Raw genomic sequence first — 17,059 nt, 5'->3', positions numbered from 1 at the left:
ATAGGCAGGATGTCACGTCGATGCTGCGAAATACCCGCAGTCGCAGCAGAACGAGGGATGACGCGTACGGGACCGGCGCAACGCTTTTCACGTAGATAGAGAGAGGAAGCGTGTCCGGGCGGCAGCTGCGGCGGCACGGACGTTCGCCGGTGCGGTGCCGCCCTCCGAGGTGCGGCTTTCGACCGAACGCTCAACGCCGAGCACATCGAAGACGCTCGCATCGATCGAGGGTTCGACGCTCTGCATCTGCACCAGCGTCAACTCCTCCAGCCGACAAGGAACGCCTTCCGCCAAGCGGACCAGCGAGCCCGCCGCATGGTGGGCGCGCCGGAAAGGCATCCCCTTAACCCGCACCAGCCAGTCCGCTAGGTCCGTCGCTGAAGGAAATCCGCGCTCCGCAGCGGCGCGCATCCGCGCCCGGTCGAATGCCGCCGTTTCCATCATGCCGGTCATCGCCGCGAGGCAGAGCATGAGCGTGTCGGCTGTTTGAAACACCGGTTCCTTGTCTTCTTGCATGTCCTTGGCATAGGCAAGCGGCAGGCCCTTAATCACGATCAGCAGCCCAGTCAGGGCACCGATGATGCGGCCGCTCTTGGCGCGTACCAATTCGGCGGCATCAGGGTTGCGCTTCTGCGGCATGATTGAACTGCCGGTGGAGAAGTCGTCGGACAACCTGAGAAAGCCGAACTGCTCACACGACCAGATCACAATCTCCTCGCCGAGACGCGATAGGTGCGTCGTCAGAATCGCCGCCGCGGCAAGAAACTCGATCGCGAAATCGCGATCGGAAACGGCGTCGAGCGAATTTGCCGCCGGTCGGTCGAATCCTAGTGCTGCCGCTGTTTGTCGCCGATCAATTGGAAACGACGTGCCGGCTAAGGCCGCGGCGCCGAGCGGGCATTCGTTCAGTCGCCGCCGTGCGTCGGTGAAGCGGCCACGATCACGGCCCAGCATTTCCACGTAGGCGAGCAGGTGATGGCCGAGCGTCACCGGCTGGGCTGCCTGCAGGTGGGTGAATCCTGGCATGATCCAGTCAGCGTGTTGTTCGGCGCGGTCAATGAGCACCGCCTGCAGTCGGATAAGGGCACGGTCCAGGTCGTCGATCGTATCACGGACCCACAGCCGAAAGTCGGTTGCGACCTGGTCGTTGCGGGAGCGAGCAGTGTGCAGTCGTCCAGCCGCCTCGCCGCTCAACACGGCAAGCCGGCTCTCCACATTCATATGGATGTCTTCGAGCGCCCGCGTGGGCACGAACTGACCAGTTTCGGACTCGGCAAGGATTAAATCCAGGCCGGCGACGATAGCCGCGGAATCCGCTTGCGAGATGATGCCACAGGTCGCCAGCATGGCTGCATGCGCTTTTGAGGCGCGGACGTCCTGACGGATCAACCGGCAGTCGAAGTCGATGGAAACGTTGATGTCTTCCATGATAGCGGACGGCCCGCGGGCGAAACGGCCGCCCCAGATTGGACTCGTCGTCGTCGATTCACCTGCTTCATCGCTCCTGGTATCGGAGCCGGCGGCGGCGATTGAAGAATTCGGCTCGTTCATCACGGGACAACAGTCATGAGCTACCTGCGCAGTATCGTCACCGGCATGGCCGGAGGGCTGATCGGTGTCATTGTCGCTATCTCGCCTTGGCACGCAAGCGCCACGACGGCCGACTGCAGTCGGCCGCCGTCATCACTCGGCAATTTTTCCGCTGCGGCGAAGCCGCTTCCAGCTCCGGATCAGCTGTTTACCGACGAGACGGGCAAGGCGCGATCGCTCGCAGCGTATCGGGGGCAGCGCTGGTGGTCAATTTCTGGGCCACTTGGTGCGGGCCCTGTATCAAGGAGATGCCAGCGCTCGATGCTCTCGCCAAGAAAGTGGAAAAGAGGGGGATCGTCGTGTTGGCGCTTTCCTCCGACCGCGAAGGCGCGCCTGTGGTGCGGCAGTACTTCGACAAGAACGGGCTCACCGGCCTGCCGGTATCCATCGACGCACTCAGCAAGGTGGCACGGACCCTCGACATCGTCGGCCTGCCGACGACAGTGTTCTTTGATGCCCAGGGACGCCAGGTAGGACGCGTGGTGGGGGCGGCGGAATGGGACGCTCCGGCGACGATCGAGTTCCTCACCGCCTGTCTTGCCCCGGCTGCGTGAGCAGGAGAGGTGGGCTGTGGCGGACAGGGAGGTCACCCACACTTGCCGTATCGCTACTTTCAACGTCGAAACCTTCGGCCAGCTATCCGGAACTGACACGACGATCGCTAACGATCAACTGAACGAGCGTATTCAGCTTATCCGCCCGCAATTGGTTCGACTTGCCGCCGATATTCTTTGTTTGCAAGAAATTGACAGCCAACGAGCGGAGCACGGCAAGGGGCGGACGCTAGCGGCTCTCGACCGGCTGCTCGTCCACACCCCCTATGCCGATTATCACCGCTTCAGTTCGCACAGTCGCAGTCGCGGGAGTCCACGCGACAAGCATAACCTGCTGATTCTCAGCCGTTGGCCGTTCTGCGAAGAACGGCAGATTTTCCACGACCTGGTACCGGCGCTGATGCACAGACGATTGACGACGGCGAATGCGGATGCTGAGGCGGAGCCGATCGAATGGGATCGTCCGTTCCTTTATATGGCCGTCGACCTGCCGCAAGGTCGGCGGTTGCACGTGATCAACGTGCACCTGCGGGCTCCTCGTGCCGCCTTTATCGCCGGGCAGAAAGCAGATTCGCTGATATGGCGCAGCATGGCTGGCTGGGCGGAGNGGATTTTTCTCGCGGCGGTGAAGCGGGCAGGCCAAGCGCTGGAAGTTCGGTTGTTCGTGGAGCGGCTGTTCGATGCTGATGCACAGGCACTGATCGCCGTCTGCGGCGACTTCAATGCCGAAACGCACCAGGTTCCAGTGCGGACTATTTGCGGTGATGAAGAGGATGCAGGCAACCCACATTTGGCGATGCGCACTCTCGTGCCGTTGGAGCGTTCGCTTGCCGATTCGCGGCGGTTTTCGGTTGTTCACCATGGTCGTCCGCAGATGCTCGACCATGTTCTGGTGTCGCGGCCGCTGCTTGCCTGGTATCGGACATTCGAGATTCACAACGAAGCGCTGGGTGACGAGTTGATCACCGCGCACGCGGTCCGCGGTTCGCCGGAGTCGTTCCACGCGCCCGTTGTCGCCGAATTCGCCTTCCGCTGAGTGTCGAAGCTGTGCAGTCCGTTTATCCGGCGATGGCGAAGATGGGTGAGGTTGCTGCAGCCAGCCGGTCGGTCGCGTCGGCAGGAACCGCGAGACGACCCGCCGCATCGCAGGCTTCCAGAATCCACTCGGCCGACGCTCCACCGCGGCAGCGGGTCAGCGCCACCCGCCAGCGGTCTCGGCCGAGGCCCTCTACCACCCGAGGGCCAGACGGTTCGGCACCGATCTGCCAGCGGGTCGTTGCGGGGGTGGATTCGTCTGCCCTGTCCTCCGGCTTGCCACCAGCTATACCACGCGGAAGCGCCAAGGCCAGGACGCCGGACGTTTCGGCTGCCAGTTGCAGCCGGCGGGCGGCGGTCGTCGGCAACCGGGTGAATTCGCCAACGACGCCGGCGAGGCCGCCGTGGCGGAGCCCTTCCTCCATCACCAGCAGCACCGTTTTCTCGTCACCGGTCTCGGCGTAGATGACACGGTCCGGCTGCAAGCCGACGCCGGCTAGTCCTGGTGCAAACAGGTCGTGCGCCTTCAGACACCAGAGGACAGGACCGGACGACCGGGCAAGGATACCGGCGGCGAACAAGGTGGCGGCGGCGACATCGTGGGCGGCATTACCGGCGGCAGCAATCTCGTGCAACGCACCGGTGGCGAGGCCGCCATCGGGCAGATGCGCGTCGATGGCGGGAACCTCGAAGGGGATCACCCGGCGGTCGCGCCGACGACCGCCCTGTTCCAGGCGGTCGAAGTGCGCCCGCAGGTCGACGATGACGGAATGGCGACTATCCGGTGGCATTGGCGCTCTCAACTGTCTGACAGGGTTGTTCGTATTTCGTTCCTTATCGGCGCCGAGTCAACGACGAAACGCTCGCCGACCGCCTTTGACAGTGATCCGCTCTCGTCTGCCCAGGCTTATCTCTTGCCCAGAACGGAGAAAGACGCTAGCGACGGCAACCCGGCTCGCGGAGAGGCAGCAACCGACCGCGGCGGAAGAAGAAGGCATGCCAACGATGATGTATTGCGCCCACGTGCCGGTAAACCGCGCTTTACACCCGCCGCTGACACTCCCCCTTACGGTCACTCGCTGACATGCGCTTACCAATTGCTGTGATCACGCTCGCCCTTGCGATCGCCATCGCCGCCGCCTTCGCCGCCTGGTGGGGCATTGGCCGACCGGTTGCCATCGTCGAGGCGCCGGACGCCCGCTTTTCCTGCCTGTCCTATGCGCCGTTCATGGATGATCAGACGCCGTTCGATGAAAACCTGGTTATCCCGCCGGAGCAGGTTGAACGCGACCTGCGCCTCCTCGCCGAGCGCACCGGTTGCGTCCGTACCTACTCCGTAAGGCTCGGGCTCGATGCCGTGGTGCCGGTCGCTGCCAAGTTGGGCATGAAGGTCATGCTCGGCGCCTGGGTTGGCTGGGAACAGCAAAAGAACCGGATCGAACTGGACCGGGCGGTCGACCTCGCCCGTCGCTATCCCGAAACCGTTGCCGCGCTGATCGTCGGCAACGAGGTGCTGTTGCGTCAGGAGCAACCTGCCGCCGGGTTGATAGCGCTGATCAATCGCGCGCGGGCTGCCCTGCCGTCCTCGATTCCAGTGACTTATGCCGACGTGTGGGAATTCTGGCTGAAGAATCCGTCGGTGGCTGCCGCTGTCGATTTCGTCACCATCCACACCTTGCCCTACTGGGAGGACGATCCGGTCGGCATCGCCAAAGCGGTTCCACATGTCCTTGCCATCGTCCACCACGTGGCCGATGCGTTTCCGGGCAAGCGCATCTTCATCGGCGAGGCTGGCTGGCCGAGTGCCGGACGGATGCGCGAAGGAGCACTGCCGAGCCTGGTTAACCAGGCGCGGTTCGTCCGCGAACTGATGCGGGCGACGGCAACCGAAGACCTCGGACTCAACCTGATCGAGAGCTTCGATCAACCATGGAAACGCCGCCTGGAGGGGACGGTCGGCGGCCACTGGGGCGTCTACACGGAGGATCGGCAGCCCAAATTCCCGCTGCAGGGGCCGGTGAGCAACGATCCGCACTGGTTCGTTCACTTCCTGGTCGGTGCAGGTCTTGGCGTCATCTTGATCATCCCGGCGTTTTGCCGCGCCCGTCGATTGNACTCCGTGGGATGGCTTGCGCTGGCGGTGGCAGGTCAGGCGGCGGGAGTACTCCTGGTCGTAGGCGGCCTGGCGGCGATGGATGCCAGCCTCGGCTTTCTCGATGCGCTCGTCTGGGGCTCGCGGTGGATACTGGCCGCCGCCGCGGTGATGCTTGCCTGCGTTGCCCTCGTCCGCCCTGCGGAAGCGCGTCCGGCACTGCCGTGCTCAATCTTTCAACTAATCGCCTGGTGGCGACAGCACCACCGGCCGGCGACCCAACACCTTGGCATCACGCTTGGTGCCATCCGCGCCGCGGTGCTGCTCGGAGCCGCGGTGACCACGCTGTGTTTCCTGTTCGATGCCCGCTACCGCGATTTTCCGGTGGCGCTGACGGCACTCCCGGCGGCAGCGTTCCTGGCCATCGCCTGGGTGGAGCGGCGGCAGGCAGCGGTGCCGCGCCCGGGCGACGATCTACGCGAGGAACGCCTCCTCGCCCTGCTGATTGGAGTGGGCGGCATTCTCGTCGGCTTGTCGGAAGCACCGTGGAATTTTCAGGCCTGGGGGCTGATGGGCGCCAATCTCCTCCTGGCGCTGGCGGTGTGGGTCGAAACGCACCACCGCTCCGGCCGGCTGCTTGCTGGTGAGCCTCATGCGCGAGTCATCCGCAGCAGCCCCAGGAGCAGCCCGGCAGCAGACAGTTCCGGCGCGTAGAGGAAGAGACCGGCGGCGCCGGTTGCCATTGCCAAAGCGGCAGCGAGGCGGCCCCCGGTGGCGGTCTGCGTCCGCCGCAGCAGCGCTATGGCACCGGCGGCAATGGCGATCAGTCCCAAACCCTGCCAACGAAAGGTTTCGATCAGGGCTTCCCGCAGGGCACACCACCATGGATCGTCTGCGCCGCTGCATGCCCAGGCCAGCTCGGGTGTCTGAACGAATAAATACCGTACCGCTGTGCCGGCGAGAAAGCCGAGCGCCATCAACCCCGCACTGGCGGCAAGCCGTCGATACGCCCCGGACAACTGCCATTTTCGCACGTGCCGCTCCCACTCACTGTCTTGTCGGGCCTTCTGAAGTTGTCGTCTGACGCGCTTCGGCTGCAGCGTCAAGGGCCACCACGCCTGCGTGTAAGCCGGCGAGGCGCAGATCGAAATGATGGAATTGCCGGTACGACGTCTAACGTCGCGTCGCGCTTGCGTCCTTCGCTATGACCGGTGTGGCATCCCGGTTATCAAGGCCGCGTGCCGTTCGACGATGTGTTGCTTGAAGCTAAACTTGCGATCGCATAATGACATAATTTGTGATCGGACTACGGGAGTGAGCCGGCGTGCCCCGTCTTGACGTTCTTCAACTGTACGATATGTTTGCGAATGCACGGTCGATGGCAATTGTCGGCAATGCAGGGACTATTCTCAATTATCAAAACGGGCCGACCATTGACTCTTATGATATCATTGTGCGCTTCAACCGAGCATATACGAAAGGCGTCGAAGACAAAATCGGATCTCGGACCGATATTCTCGTCGCCAATATTGGCAACACGCTTGAACGCGCGCCGGCGCCTGCTGAAGCATTAAACCCGCGGGCGTTGGTTTGTTTCGTGACGAAGAGTCCAAAGGGGAAAGATATCGATTCACAGGCATTTCGCCAATGGATAGGCGATGTCCCAGCTCTGATCACGTTCGCCCCTGACATCCGCAATGTCACCCAGGCAGGTAGGTCGCGGCAATTTTTAAATGGTACTTATGCACTTTATGCTTTTTTGTCACTGTTTAAAATCGAACGATTATTTCTAACCGGATTTACGTTTTACTCTCCTGTTGCCGCTGCGCAGAAGTATTACGAGCCGGAGGTCAGGCTGCTGGGATTCCAACACGATCTCGATGAGGACGCCAGGGTCTTTTGCGAAATTCTTGCCGCCTTCAAGGGTCAGTTGGAGATGACTCCTGAGGTTACTGCCGCGCTTCAACGCAGCAAATCCTTCAGGGGAGGTGCCATTGTGCTCTCTCCACGGGTGCCGAGGTTTGCGAGCGGCGTTGGCGGCCGCATCGTCGCTTTCTTCAGCGGTTTACGCCGCCGCATCATCGCTAAGCTGGCGTGGACCTTGCTGAGTTGGGGTTTTTCCCTTCGCCGTCGCCTGGAGCGGAAGGCCGGTCGCGTCGTGGCTCCGGCGCAGTTGAAGCGGTGGAAATCCTGAGTTTGGCGGCTCAGTCGAACGACGCGCGTCCTTTATTCGCGGCCGATGTTCGCTCCTTGAGTCGTTCGGAACCTTAACCCTCAAACCCGATTGCAATGGAACTCCTTCATGGCTCTACGTATCTTCATCGGTTGGGATTCACGCGAAGGTGAGTGCTCGGATGTACTGGCCTATAGCCTGCGCAAACATTCAAGCATTCCTCTTGAGATAAAATATCTGCGTCTTCCAGATCTTGCCTTCAACCGCACGCATGATCCGCTGCAATCAACCGAATTTACCTACACGAGGTTTCTTGTACCTTTCCTGTGTGGTTATCAGGGCAAGGCGATATTTATGGACTGCGACATGCTTTGCCTTGGTGATATCAAGGAGCTCGACGATCTGAAGATGGACGGGTTGGCATTGCGCGTCGTCAAGCACGACCACCGGCCGCCGGAGAAAGTGAAAATGGACGGCAAGGTGCAAACCGTCTATCCGCGCAAAAACTGGTCGAGCCTAATGGTGATGAATTGCGATCATCTCCGTTTGTGGACGAAGCAGGTCGTGGAAACGCAAACCGGTGGTTACCTGCATCGATTCCAGGACGTTCCAGACGAACAAATCGATGAGATTCCAAATACATGGAATGTTCTTGATCGGATGGATGCGCAGACAAAGCTGATCCATTACACTAGTGGTGGACCCTGGTTCGACAATTATCGCGATCATCCGTTTGGCAAGATATGGCTCGATTATCGGGACGAGTATCGTTTACATGCCGCCGCATGATTTGCCCGGCGCGGCGGCGATGAGCGCTTCATCGCCGCGATTCGACCAGTTCGACCTGCGGCAGATGTTCGCGTCGGTTCGCTCGCTGGCGGTTGTCGGCAACGCCGCGACGATCCTCGACTATGACAACGGGGCGCTGATCGACAGCTACGACATGGTGGTGCGGTTCAACCGGGCGCAGGTCACCGATGTGGAGCACAGGATTGGTCGGCGCACCGACTTGCTCGTCGCCAATGAAACCAATTCGCTCGCTTTGGCGCCGTCTCCTGCCGATACCCTAGCGCCGCGCTGCGTCTTGAGCTTTGTCCTGCGCGGGCCAGACTTCGATATCACGCCGTTTCGTACCTGGGTCGGTGACCATACGCCCTGCCTGTGTCTGGTTCCACCCGATATCATCGGCTTCCCGCAGCAGGGCCGAACACGCCTGCTCAGCCATGGCACCTATGCCATTTACCTGCTGACGCAGATTTTGCAGCTTGAACGCCTGTTCGTAACCGGCTTCACCATGTTTGGCACCGCTCCCGGCGGGGCACAAAAGTATTACGGCCCGGCGGACCGCAAGGCGGGCACCTATCACGACCTCGATCAGGAACCGAAGTTGTTCTGTGCCATTCTCGCTGCTTTTCCCGGCGAGCTTCGGGTAACCGCCGAAGTCGACGCGCTGCTGCAACGTCATGGCGTCCACACGCAGGCTCGTCTTGGTTCGGCCGATGGCACGCCTGCACAACGCCTGACAGTATACGAGCAGTTGCAGGTCGGTCTTTCCCGTCGATTGCTGCGCTGGGGAACTCGCCTTCGCCACGCGGTGGAAAAATCGAACCAGACAGCCTTTCGCAACATCAAGCGCTGACACGTCAGATCGCCCGCGGGGCTACTGCCGTCAAATGGCCTCGACGCTACGCCGGCAGGTGGAGGCGCGGAGGGGCGGAGATCGTCTTATCGCGTTGCAGTGAGCAGGCGAGTGGCGATCGAGGTGACATCCATGGCCGCGTCCGTATTGGGAAAGCGGGTCAGCAGCGAATTGTGTGCGCGAATGGCTTCGCGCACATGGCCATCACGGCGGATAACGCCAAGCAGTGGCGGCGAGATCTTGAGGAAGCCCTCACAGGCCTTGCGCAGGGCGTGATAAGTGCGTTCGCCGTCGCGGCGGGATGACGCCATGTTGATGACGATGGCGATGTCGCCCTGCGGCCGGTCCATCTGGCTCAGCTTGATGAATGCATAGGCGTCGGTGAGGGCGGTGGGCTCATCCGTGGTGACGACGACCACGCGGCCGACGCCGCGCACCAGCTGGCGCACTGTCCGTTCGACGCCGGCGCCTAGGTCGAGGATGATATGGTCGTAGTGGTCGGTCATCCGCTGCAGATCATCGCTGACCTGCTGCAGCCGGGTTGGCGGCAGGGTTGCCAGGCGGCCGCAGCCGGAGCGGCCGGCGATGATGTCGAACCGACCCGGGGCGAAGCGGGTCACCACCTGCGGTAGCGCCAGACGACCGGACAGGACATCTCCCAGGTTCCGGTCCGGCATCAGCCCTAGATGAATGTCCACATTGGCCAGTCCCAGGTCGCCGTCGAACAGCAAGATGCTGCGGTTGGCGCGGGCGAGCGCATGCGCCAGGGTGATCGCAAACCAGGTTTTGCCGACTCCGCCTTTTCCGGAGGCCACGGCGATCGTCTGCGAACCATACGCATGGGCCGATGGACGGAGGTTGGTGGGCGCGATGACGGTCTTCACGGCATTTTTCTCCCAGCGCAGGCTGACGCGACCTGCTCGGCCATCTTCATGGTCTCGGTGACGCCACCGGCGGCAGCGAAGACGACGACCGGTTCCGCATCGACGGCGGCGGCGAACAGCTGGAGGCGTTTACCCGCATTCTTGAGCTGCCGCTGGTCATTGCGCCGACACCACAGGCGCTCGTCAGCCAGGTGGCTGCGGTGGGTGATCGCTTTGTGGTATTCGATGCCGCCGGCGCGCGCCGTGTCGGTGGAGATCGCCCACGTCGGGCGCTGCGCTTGGTGGGCGCGCAGAAGCAGCTTGGCCGCTGTCAGCGTCTTGCCGGCGCCTGTCGGGCCGACCAGCATGATCGGTCTTGACTGGGATCGCTCGCATAGCGGCTGGAAGTCGATGACGGCGTCGATGGCGGCTGAAAGCGCCAGGCGGGGCGCCTCGTTGGCAAACTCGTGCGCGACGTCTTGCATGTGGGAGACGAGAGGACCCGGCACGCCATGAAAGGCCAGGGCGTGCGCGAGAGCGTCGTTCGTGGCTTCGCTGGTGTCGTTCACCCGTGCAGGCATGGCACGCGGCGGCAAGAGATCGTCCTCGATCGCAGCGACGATGCGAGCGGAACGCTTGCCGCGCTCCGACTCGGTCGAGACGATGATGGCGTCCTCGCCAAGATCGGTGCGGACCCTCTGCATCGCCTGACTGATCGTCGGAGCATTGAAGGTTTTGAGCCGCATCATTGCCAGCCGCCTCTAGACCTGCCCTCGTGACCATGGGTGAGGATCAGCCGTGTCGGCGCCATGTTAAGGGCGAGACGAATCATCGTCGACAGCAGCAGGATCGTTGGGAAGGCGTTGAATTCCAACGGCCAATGGATGAAGCGTGCGGTCAGCACGATCATCACCATGGTCGTGATGGAGAAGGCGAGGCAGATGTCGAGCAGCCACTGAGGCAGGGGCAGGATCAGCATCACCAGTATGCTGATCACCCCCGGTGCCAGCAGCATGTCGCCCTGGCGGAGCGCGCCCCGGGCGCGCCGCGCCAGTGTCGTCCATGAAAACAGATTTGCCGCGGCGGTGCTCTGTGCCTCGGTCATGGCGATCAGCAGACTCCAGCGTCGAAGGGCATTGCCAGGGGTCGCATCGGCCCGGTGGGCGGCGAGACGGTGACCCCCTCGTCAGTGTATTGCCGCAGCTTGTTGCGCAGCGTCCGGATGGAGATCCCGAGGATGTTGGCGGCGTGGGTGCGGTTGCCGAGGCAATGGTCGAGGGTATCGAGGATCAGGTCCCGTTCCACGTCGGCGACGGTACGGCCGACCAGTCCCGTCTTACAGGGCGTATCGGCGCTGATGCCGAGAGATCGGGCGGTGCCCGCAGCGAGGATGGCGCCAATCAGCTCCGCATCGGGTGGCAGCGGCGGGAACTCGCGCGCTCCGGCGCGGATCGCCGCCGCTGCCGCCCACGTATCCGTTCCCACACCGCAGGCCACTACTGGAACACTGATTCGCTCGGCACCGAGGGCTGCGGTCAACGCCGCCACGTCGAGTGCCGCGTCAATCAACACCAGCTGAATCTCCTGGCCGGCACGCAGCACCCTGAGCGCTGAGGGCAATCCGTCGGCATGGATCATTTCGGCGCCGCGGCGCATGGCAATCTGGCTTGTGGCGGTGACTTGACCCGCGAGGTTGCCGACGATCAGGAGACGCATGGCAGCGGTTCCTTGCTAGGGACAGTCAATCGAAAACGTTGATGCGTTTGCGGGGAGGCAGGATGCTGCTTATCGCGTTCTCGAACAGGTGGGTATTCTCCCGCCGGCTGACGGAGAGGGCGGGCAAAATGTACAGCTGCCACGTCCCAGCCTCGGCGTTCGCCTTGCGCTCGAGCTTTACCGCCAGCGATGTGAACACCATGTGGCCGAGGACAGCGCCGTAGAAGGTGGTCAGTAGCGCCACCGCCATGGCCGGACCCATCAGCGCCGGGCTATCGAGGTTGCGCAGCATCTGCATCAGACCGACAAGCGTGCCGATGAGGCCGAGCGCCGGTGCGCCGCCGAGGACCATCGCCAGGGCAAGGAGGGTAAAGCCGGCCATGAGCCCGAACAGAGTGCTGGCGTCCAGCAACCGCTGCGGTCGGCTGCCGGTCAGTGCGGCATCCACGGGCAGGGGACGGGAGGAGCCGGTTGACATCGGCGGCTCACCGCTCACTCTTGACGATTTCGGTCATCGTCACGCCCAGCCGGTCTTCAACCACGACCACCTCGCCGCGGGCAACCAAGCGGTTGTTGACGTAAATGTCGATTGCCTCACCGACCTTGCGGTCCAATTCGACCACTGCGCCACGGCCCAGCTTCAGCAGCTGGCTCACGTTCATCGTCGCCCGGCCGAGAACGGCGGAAACCTGCACCGGGATGTCGTAGACCGCGTCGAGCTCTTGGAAGGAGCGTGGAGCGTTGCCGGCGGCCTTACCGCTGCGACCGCAACCAGATCGTCGGCTGTGGCGTCATCTGGCGGCGTGGCGCCATTGAACGGGCCGGGCGAGAAATCCTTCGATTTGGGCATTGGCGTCCGCTCCCTGGTTGGGGTTGATCAGGACGATGGAGGATTCCGGCACTCGATCGTCCGGGTGGCCGTCGATCGGCTGCATCGCAAGGTCGTAGACGTTCGGCATCGGCTCTGCGGGTGCGAACGCATCGACCGCGGCGGGTGCGAGCGGGCGCAGAATTTGATCGATGGTGATTTCGATTTCGCGCCACAGTGCCACCATGTCTCCCCCGGCTCAGTAGACCAGTTCGTCGGCGCCGTCGCTGCCGGCGATAACGATTTCGTTGGCTTCGGCCAATGCCTTGGCGGCGGCGACGATGGCCGCCTGGGCTTCGTCCACATCACGCAGGCGAACCGGACCCATGGCGTTGATGTCCTCCTGCATCATCTTGCCGGCGCGTTCGGACATGTTGGTCAGGAACAGCTCCTTCAACGTCTCGGAGGCACCCCTGAGGGCGACCGTCAGCTGTTCCTTCGCAACCCGCCGCAGTAGCAACTGCACGCCGCCGGAATCGAGCCGCGACAGATCCTCAAAGGTGAACATGAGTTGTTTGATGCGGTCGGCGGATTCGCGATTGCGCTCTTCGAGTGCCGCCATGAAGCGAAACTCGGTATTGCGATCGAAGTTGTTGAAGATGTCCGCCATCAATTCGTGCGCGTCGCGCCGGTTGCTACGTGCGTAGTTACTCATGAACTCGGTGCGCAGCGTCTTTTCAACGTGGTCGAGGATGTCCTTCTGCACCGACTGCATCCGCAGCATGCGCATCACCACTTCCATGGCGAAACTTTCCGGGAACAGGGCGAGGACGCGGGCAGCGTGGACCGACCTGATCTTCGACAGGACGACGGCAACGGTCTGTGGGTATTCGTTCTTCAGATAGTTCGCGAGGACGCCCTCGTTGACGTTGCCAAGCTTGTCCCACATCGTCCGACCGGAGGGACCGCGGATTTCTTCCATGATCTGCTGCGCACGTTCCGGATCGAGCACTTTGCTGAGGAGTCGTTCGGTGGACCCGTAGGTGCCGATCAGCGAGCTGGCGGAGTCGATGGTCATGGTGAATTCGTTGACCAATGCCTCGACAACGCTGGAGCTGACCGTCCCCAGATGCGCCATGTGCTGCGAGATGGCGCGGATCTCATCATGATCCATCACCTTTAACAATTTCGCCGCTTGGACGTAACCGATGACGAGCATGAAGATCGGCGCCTTCTCCGACCCGCTCAAGGTGCTGATGTCGGTGTGCTGGCTCATGCAACCGCCTTCCTATTCGCCCGCGTGGAGCCACGAGCGGATGATCGCCAGGCTCTCTTCGGGATGACGCTCAACAATGATGCCGATCTTCTTCAGCGAGGATGCCTTGACCCGACCTTCTACCTGAGCCAGATCCAGCAATTCTTCGGATTGACCTTCGTCGCGTTTCGCATCGGCGCTTCCTGGCACCAGACCCGTGCCGGTAGCTGTTGCCCCCGGGCCGGCAATCGCCGGGGTGTTGCCGGTTGCTCCCAGCTGGCTCTCGAGCAAGGCTGACGACGTTGCACCGGCGGCGGCCAGTTGCATTGGCGACAGTGAGCGCTTGAACAGCGGGTGCACAACCAGCAGCAGGACGAGGAGAGCGAGAAAAAAGGCGATCAGGTACTGCACCAGCCGCACCACATCGCTGCGCTCCAGACCAAGCGGCAGGGCGGAGGCTGCCTCTGCCTCCGGCATCTCCAGCGTGGCGAAGGGCATGTTCACCACGTCCACCTTATCGCCGCGGGCGGCGTTGAAGCCAACGGCGCTGCGCACCAGGGCGGTCAACTGCTCCAGTTCCTCAGGTGTACGGGCGGTATAGACCGGCTTGCCTGCGGCATCGGCGGTGCGCTTGCCGTCAACCAGGACTGCCACCGACAGGCGATTGACGACACCGGTTTCCTTGACGTGGTTGATAACCTTCTTCGAGAACTCGTAGTTGACCGTCTCTTCGTTGCGGTTCTCCGAGTTGGTCGATCCGGCACCGGCGGTGGCGCCCGCGTTCGCATCTGGCAGGTTGTTTGCCGCCGTGGTCGGCGGATTAGCGTCGCGCTCACTGTTGGCGTTGTTTTCCTGAACGGTTTGTGTCGAACGGATGACCTGGCCGTCGGGATCGAAAATCTCCTGGCTGGTATTGACCCGATCAAAATCCATGTCGGCGGAGACTTCTGCGCGTACGTTGCCGGGGCCTACGGTTCGCTCGACCAGTTGTTCGACCGCCCGCGTCAGTTTCGCCTCCAGCTGGCGTCGCCGCTCGTCTGCCTTGGTGTCGATCCCGGCTTCCGCATCATCGCCCTCCGATCCGGTGGTAAGCAGGGTTCCCTGGCCGTCGATGATCGAAATCCGCCCGGGTGTAAGTCCAGGAACCGCAGAAGCGATCAAATGCTGCACCGCCGCCACCTGACCTTGCGTCAAGCGCGCGGTGCCACGCATTTGCAGCAAGACGGAGGCGCTGGGTTCCTTCGTCTCGCGGCTGAACAGTTCCCGCTGCGGCAGGACCAGATGCACGCGTGCCGACTTTACGGTGTCGATCGAGCGCATGGTGCGCGACAGCTCGCCCTCAAGCGCGCGTACCAGGTTGACATTCTGGAGAAAGTTGGTGCTGCCGAGAGCATCGGTGCGATCGAAGATCTCGTAGCCCATCGATCCGCCGGTGGGCAGTCCCTGTTCGGCAAGTGTCGCCCGCAGCTTCGCCACCTGATCGCTGGGGACGAAAACCGATGTTCCATCGTTGCCGAGACGGTAGGTGACCTTGGCGGCGTCCAGTTGCGCGGTGATCCGCGATGCGTCGGTCATCTCCAGATCGGCATAGAGAAGCGACAGCGACGGCTTGCCGCTGTCCACGAGCAGCCAGGCTAAAACGCCGATCAGCCCGGCCACCGTCAGCCCCATGATCGCCAGTCGAGCCGGTCCAAAGGTGCGGAGTATGCCAGTCAGCTTCTGCATATCTGTCCCTGCATCGGGCCGTTCGGCGCAACTGCCGAACGGGCATCGCAGGGCAGAGCATAGGCGGCTGTGCTGAAGAAGCGGTTAATTCGTGCACCGTTGGCAGCGAAGGTGGCGTGGTGGTCCGGGGCCTGTTCAGTCGTGGCGGGGGCAGCCGACGCTGGCGAAGCAGGGATGCCTCAGCCGTCGACGGTGGTGCTGGTCATGGCGGCGGGCAAGTTGACCGACAGGACCTCGGACAGCGGGACCTGCGCGTCGCCGATCACCAGCTGTGGGTTGCTGCCAGCATTGACGATCCAGCTCACCAGAACCAGCACATGCGTCGAGACGTCGAGGCTGGTGCCGTCGCTGCGCTTGGCCTCGACCTTGATTTTGTAGGCGCCATCCGCCAGAGCCTTGCCGGCATTGCTGAGGCCGTGCCGGGTGGCAAGAAGTTCCGGACGAGGAAGCAGAATGTGCCCAGACGGGCAGGCGACGGGCATTGAGCGAGCCGCATCGCCCGTCAGCATCCACATGCTCACCCTCGCAGGCCAGCCCACGTTGCTGGGGTATGCTGCCGCTGCCGGTACCAACGTGGCCAGGAGAATGATGCAATACAACAATCGCCTGCTGGCAATGCTGGTGCGCGCCTGACACCAAAGGCTGCTACAGGGCGGCGCGCCCTCCGCGTGCCGCTGACCAGGCGACCGGATCGGCAAGGAACTGGCGTACCTCGCGCAGTTCGTCGGGGTGCAGATGCCGNCGCGCTTCAGCGGCGGCGATTATGTCCCACCAAGTGGCGAGCCAGTGCAGCCGCAATCCTGCCGCCTGCAAAGTCTCGATGCTACCCGGAAAGATGCCGTAGAAAAACACCACCAGCGCCTCGGTTACCCGGGCGCCGGCGCGGCGGAGCGCTTCGGCAAACGCGAGCTTGCTCGCGCCGTCGGTGGCCAGATCCTCGACGAGGAGGACGTGGGCGTCGTCGCTGATAACCCCTTCGATCTGGGCATCGCGACCGAATCCCTTTGGCTTCTTGCGCACATACAGCATGGGTTTGGCGGCACGATCGGCGAGCCAAGCGGCGTAGGGAATTCCTGCCGTTTCACCGCCAGCGATGGCGTCGACCGCGGCGTAGCCGATTTCGCGATCAATGAGCGCGTCGGCCAGGGCGATAATGCGGCTTCGCTCCGCCGGGAAGGAAATCAGCCGCCGACAATCAATGTAGACCGGGCTGACCCATCCCGACGTAAAGGTGAATGGTTCGGCCGGGCGAATCCCAACCGCCCCGATGTCGAGCAGGATCGAGGCGGCTTCATGACCGGTGGGCGTGGCGGGGAGGCTGGACAAGGCGGGCTCCGTTGCGGCAGAAAAAGAATGGCATCGTTGCGAGGCTGGCTGGTGTGAGATCAGCGTTGCCCGTGCATTTTACCGGTGGTGGCGGCTGACGGCGACGCCTAAGACGACAACGCGGCTGTGGTCATGCCGCGGCTGTAGAGATGCATCTGGATAAGTGGAGCGTCGATGCAAGCACGCACACACAACGTCACCTCCCGCACGCGTAGCGCCGGCCGAAGATGGTGCCGCGTGATTGCGCCTGGAGTTGCCCTGATTGCCGCCCTGATTGCCAGCG

The 17,059-nt window shown here is 62.7% G+C and carries 19 protein-coding genes and 1 pseudogene; 6 read left to right on the top strand and 14 right to left on the bottom strand.

Going from position 1 to position 17,059, the window contains the following annotated elements:
- Positions 1–87 precede the first annotated feature (87 nt).
- Complete coding sequence (gene argH / locus HQ394_RS02770) at positions 88–1,428, bottom strand: argininosuccinate lyase (RefSeq protein WP_407644711.1); 1,341 nt, start codon at positions 1,426–1,428, stop codon at positions 88–90.
- Positions 1,429–1,466: 38 nt separating this feature from the next.
- On the opposite strand from argH, the gene HQ394_RS02765 reads away from it, so the two are divergent.
- Positions 1,467–2,144, top strand: a complete 678-nt coding sequence (locus HQ394_RS02765; protein WP_317628983.1) for a TlpA disulfide reductase family protein — start codon at positions 1,467–1,469, stop codon at positions 2,142–2,144.
- Between the two features lie 16 nt (positions 2,145–2,160).
- The gene (locus HQ394_RS02760; RefSeq protein ID WP_190261922.1) at positions 2,161–3,180 is read left to right on the top strand and encodes an endonuclease/exonuclease/phosphatase family protein; all 1,020 of its coding nucleotides are present in this window, start codon (positions 2,161–2,163) and stop codon (positions 3,178–3,180) included.
- A gap of 22 nt (positions 3,181–3,202) precedes the next feature.
- Here HQ394_RS02760 and HQ394_RS02755 read toward each other — a convergent pair whose 3' ends face one another.
- Positions 3,203–3,970: an ImuA family protein gene (locus tag HQ394_RS02755; protein ID WP_190261921.1), complete on the bottom strand. Its 768-nt coding sequence runs from the start codon at positions 3,968–3,970 to the stop codon at positions 3,203–3,205.
- A gap of 293 nt (positions 3,971–4,263) precedes the next feature.
- Here HQ394_RS02755 and HQ394_RS02750 point away from each other — a divergent pair, with 293 nt between their 5' ends.
- Entirely contained in the window at positions 4,264–5,985 is a 1,722-nt protein-coding gene (locus tag HQ394_RS02750) for a glycoside hydrolase family 17 protein (RefSeq protein ID WP_190261920.1), read from the top strand.
- On the opposite strand, the gene HQ394_RS02745 is transcribed toward HQ394_RS02750, so the two are convergent.
- The gene (locus tag HQ394_RS02745; RefSeq protein WP_190261919.1) at positions 5,922–6,305 is read right to left on the bottom strand and encodes a hypothetical protein; all 384 of its coding nucleotides are present in this window, start codon (positions 6,303–6,305) and stop codon (positions 5,922–5,924) included. The two genes, HQ394_RS02750 and HQ394_RS02745, sit on opposite strands and share 64 nt — an antisense overlap.
- Positions 6,306–6,595: 290 nt before the next feature.
- Here HQ394_RS02745 and HQ394_RS02740 point away from each other — a divergent pair, with 290 nt between their 5' ends.
- From HQ394_RS02740 to HQ394_RS02730, 3 genes are all read left to right on the top strand, one after another.
- On the top strand, positions 6,596–7,465 hold the full coding sequence (locus HQ394_RS02740; RefSeq protein ID WP_190261918.1) for a glycosyltransferase family 29 protein: 870 nt from the start codon (positions 6,596–6,598) through the stop codon (positions 7,463–7,465).
- Positions 7,466–7,573: 108 nt separating this feature from the next.
- Positions 7,574–8,233 (top strand): glycosyltransferase, encoded by a 660-nt coding sequence (locus HQ394_RS02735; protein ID WP_190261917.1) that lies wholly within the window; start codon positions 7,574–7,576, stop codon positions 8,231–8,233.
- Complete coding sequence (locus HQ394_RS02730) at positions 8,220–9,083, top strand: glycosyltransferase family 29 protein (protein ID WP_223291802.1); 864 nt, start codon at positions 8,220–8,222, stop codon at positions 9,081–9,083. Before HQ394_RS02735 ends, HQ394_RS02730 begins: the two co-directional genes overlap by 14 nt.
- Positions 9,084–9,169: 86 nt before the next feature.
- Here the strand turns inward: HQ394_RS02730 and HQ394_RS02725 are convergent, their stop codons facing one another.
- From HQ394_RS02725 to HQ394_RS02675, 11 genes and pseudogenes are all read right to left on the bottom strand, one after another.
- Positions 9,170–9,967, bottom strand: coding sequence for a nucleotide-binding protein (locus HQ394_RS02725; protein ID WP_407644710.1), 798 nt, complete (start codon positions 9,965–9,967; stop codon positions 9,170–9,172).
- Positions 9,964–10,695, bottom strand: a complete 732-nt coding sequence (locus HQ394_RS02720) for a DEAD/DEAH box helicase family protein (protein WP_190261915.1) — start codon at positions 10,693–10,695, stop codon at positions 9,964–9,966. The genes HQ394_RS02725 and HQ394_RS02720 overlap by 4 nt, the downstream gene beginning before the upstream one ends.
- The gene (locus tag HQ394_RS02715) at positions 10,692–11,051 is read right to left on the bottom strand and encodes an FHIPEP family type III secretion protein (protein ID WP_190261914.1); all 360 of its coding nucleotides are present in this window, start codon (positions 11,049–11,051) and stop codon (positions 10,692–10,694) included. Before HQ394_RS02715 ends, HQ394_RS02720 begins: the two co-directional genes overlap by 4 nt.
- A gap of 5 nt (positions 11,052–11,056) precedes the next feature.
- A complete protein-coding gene (locus tag HQ394_RS02710) occupies positions 11,057–11,662 on the bottom strand; it encodes a helix-turn-helix domain-containing protein (protein WP_190261913.1) in 606 nt (201 codons plus the stop codon).
- A 25-nt stretch (positions 11,663–11,687) separates the two neighbouring features.
- Positions 11,688–12,140 carry a MotA/TolQ/ExbB proton channel family protein gene (locus tag HQ394_RS02705; protein ID WP_190261912.1) on the bottom strand — a complete coding sequence of 151 codons (453 nt, stop codon included), beginning with the start codon at positions 12,138–12,140 and terminating at the stop codon, positions 11,688–11,690.
- Between the two features lie 7 nt (positions 12,141–12,147).
- A pseudogene (gene fliN, locus HQ394_RS02700) lies at positions 12,148–12,399 on the bottom strand (flagellar motor switch protein FliN); the annotation flags it as partial.
- 54 nt (positions 12,400–12,453) lie between these two features.
- Entirely contained in the window at positions 12,454–12,717 is a 264-nt protein-coding gene (locus HQ394_RS02695; protein WP_190261911.1) for a hypothetical protein, read from the bottom strand.
- A 12-nt stretch (positions 12,718–12,729) separates the two neighbouring features.
- Complete coding sequence (fliG, locus tag HQ394_RS02690) at positions 12,730–13,746, bottom strand: flagellar motor switch protein FliG (RefSeq protein ID WP_190261910.1); 1,017 nt, start codon at positions 13,744–13,746, stop codon at positions 12,730–12,732.
- Between the two features lie 12 nt (positions 13,747–13,758).
- Positions 13,759–15,450, bottom strand: coding sequence for a flagellar basal-body MS-ring/collar protein FliF (fliF, locus tag HQ394_RS02685; protein WP_190261909.1), 1,692 nt, complete (start codon positions 15,448–15,450; stop codon positions 13,759–13,761).
- Between the two features lie 179 nt (positions 15,451–15,629).
- Positions 15,630–15,959 carry a flagellar hook assembly protein FlgD gene (locus HQ394_RS02680; protein WP_190261908.1) on the bottom strand — a complete coding sequence of 110 codons (330 nt, stop codon included), beginning with the start codon at positions 15,957–15,959 and terminating at the stop codon, positions 15,630–15,632.
- 136 nt (positions 15,960–16,095) lie between these two features.
- A complete protein-coding gene (locus tag HQ394_RS02675; RefSeq protein ID WP_190261907.1) occupies positions 16,096–16,776 on the bottom strand; it encodes an orotate phosphoribosyltransferase in 681 nt (226 codons plus the stop codon).
- Positions 16,777–17,059: the final 283 nt, after the last annotated feature.

Origin of the sequence: Defluviicoccus vanus (assembly GCF_014672695.1) — a bacterium.
GTDB classification, from domain to species: Bacteria; Pseudomonadota; Alphaproteobacteria; order Rhodospirillales; family Defluviicoccaceae; genus Defluviicoccus; species Defluviicoccus vanus.
The sequence above is the reverse complement of the archived record's forward strand: the minus strand, read 5'-3'. Positions and strand labels throughout refer to the sequence as shown.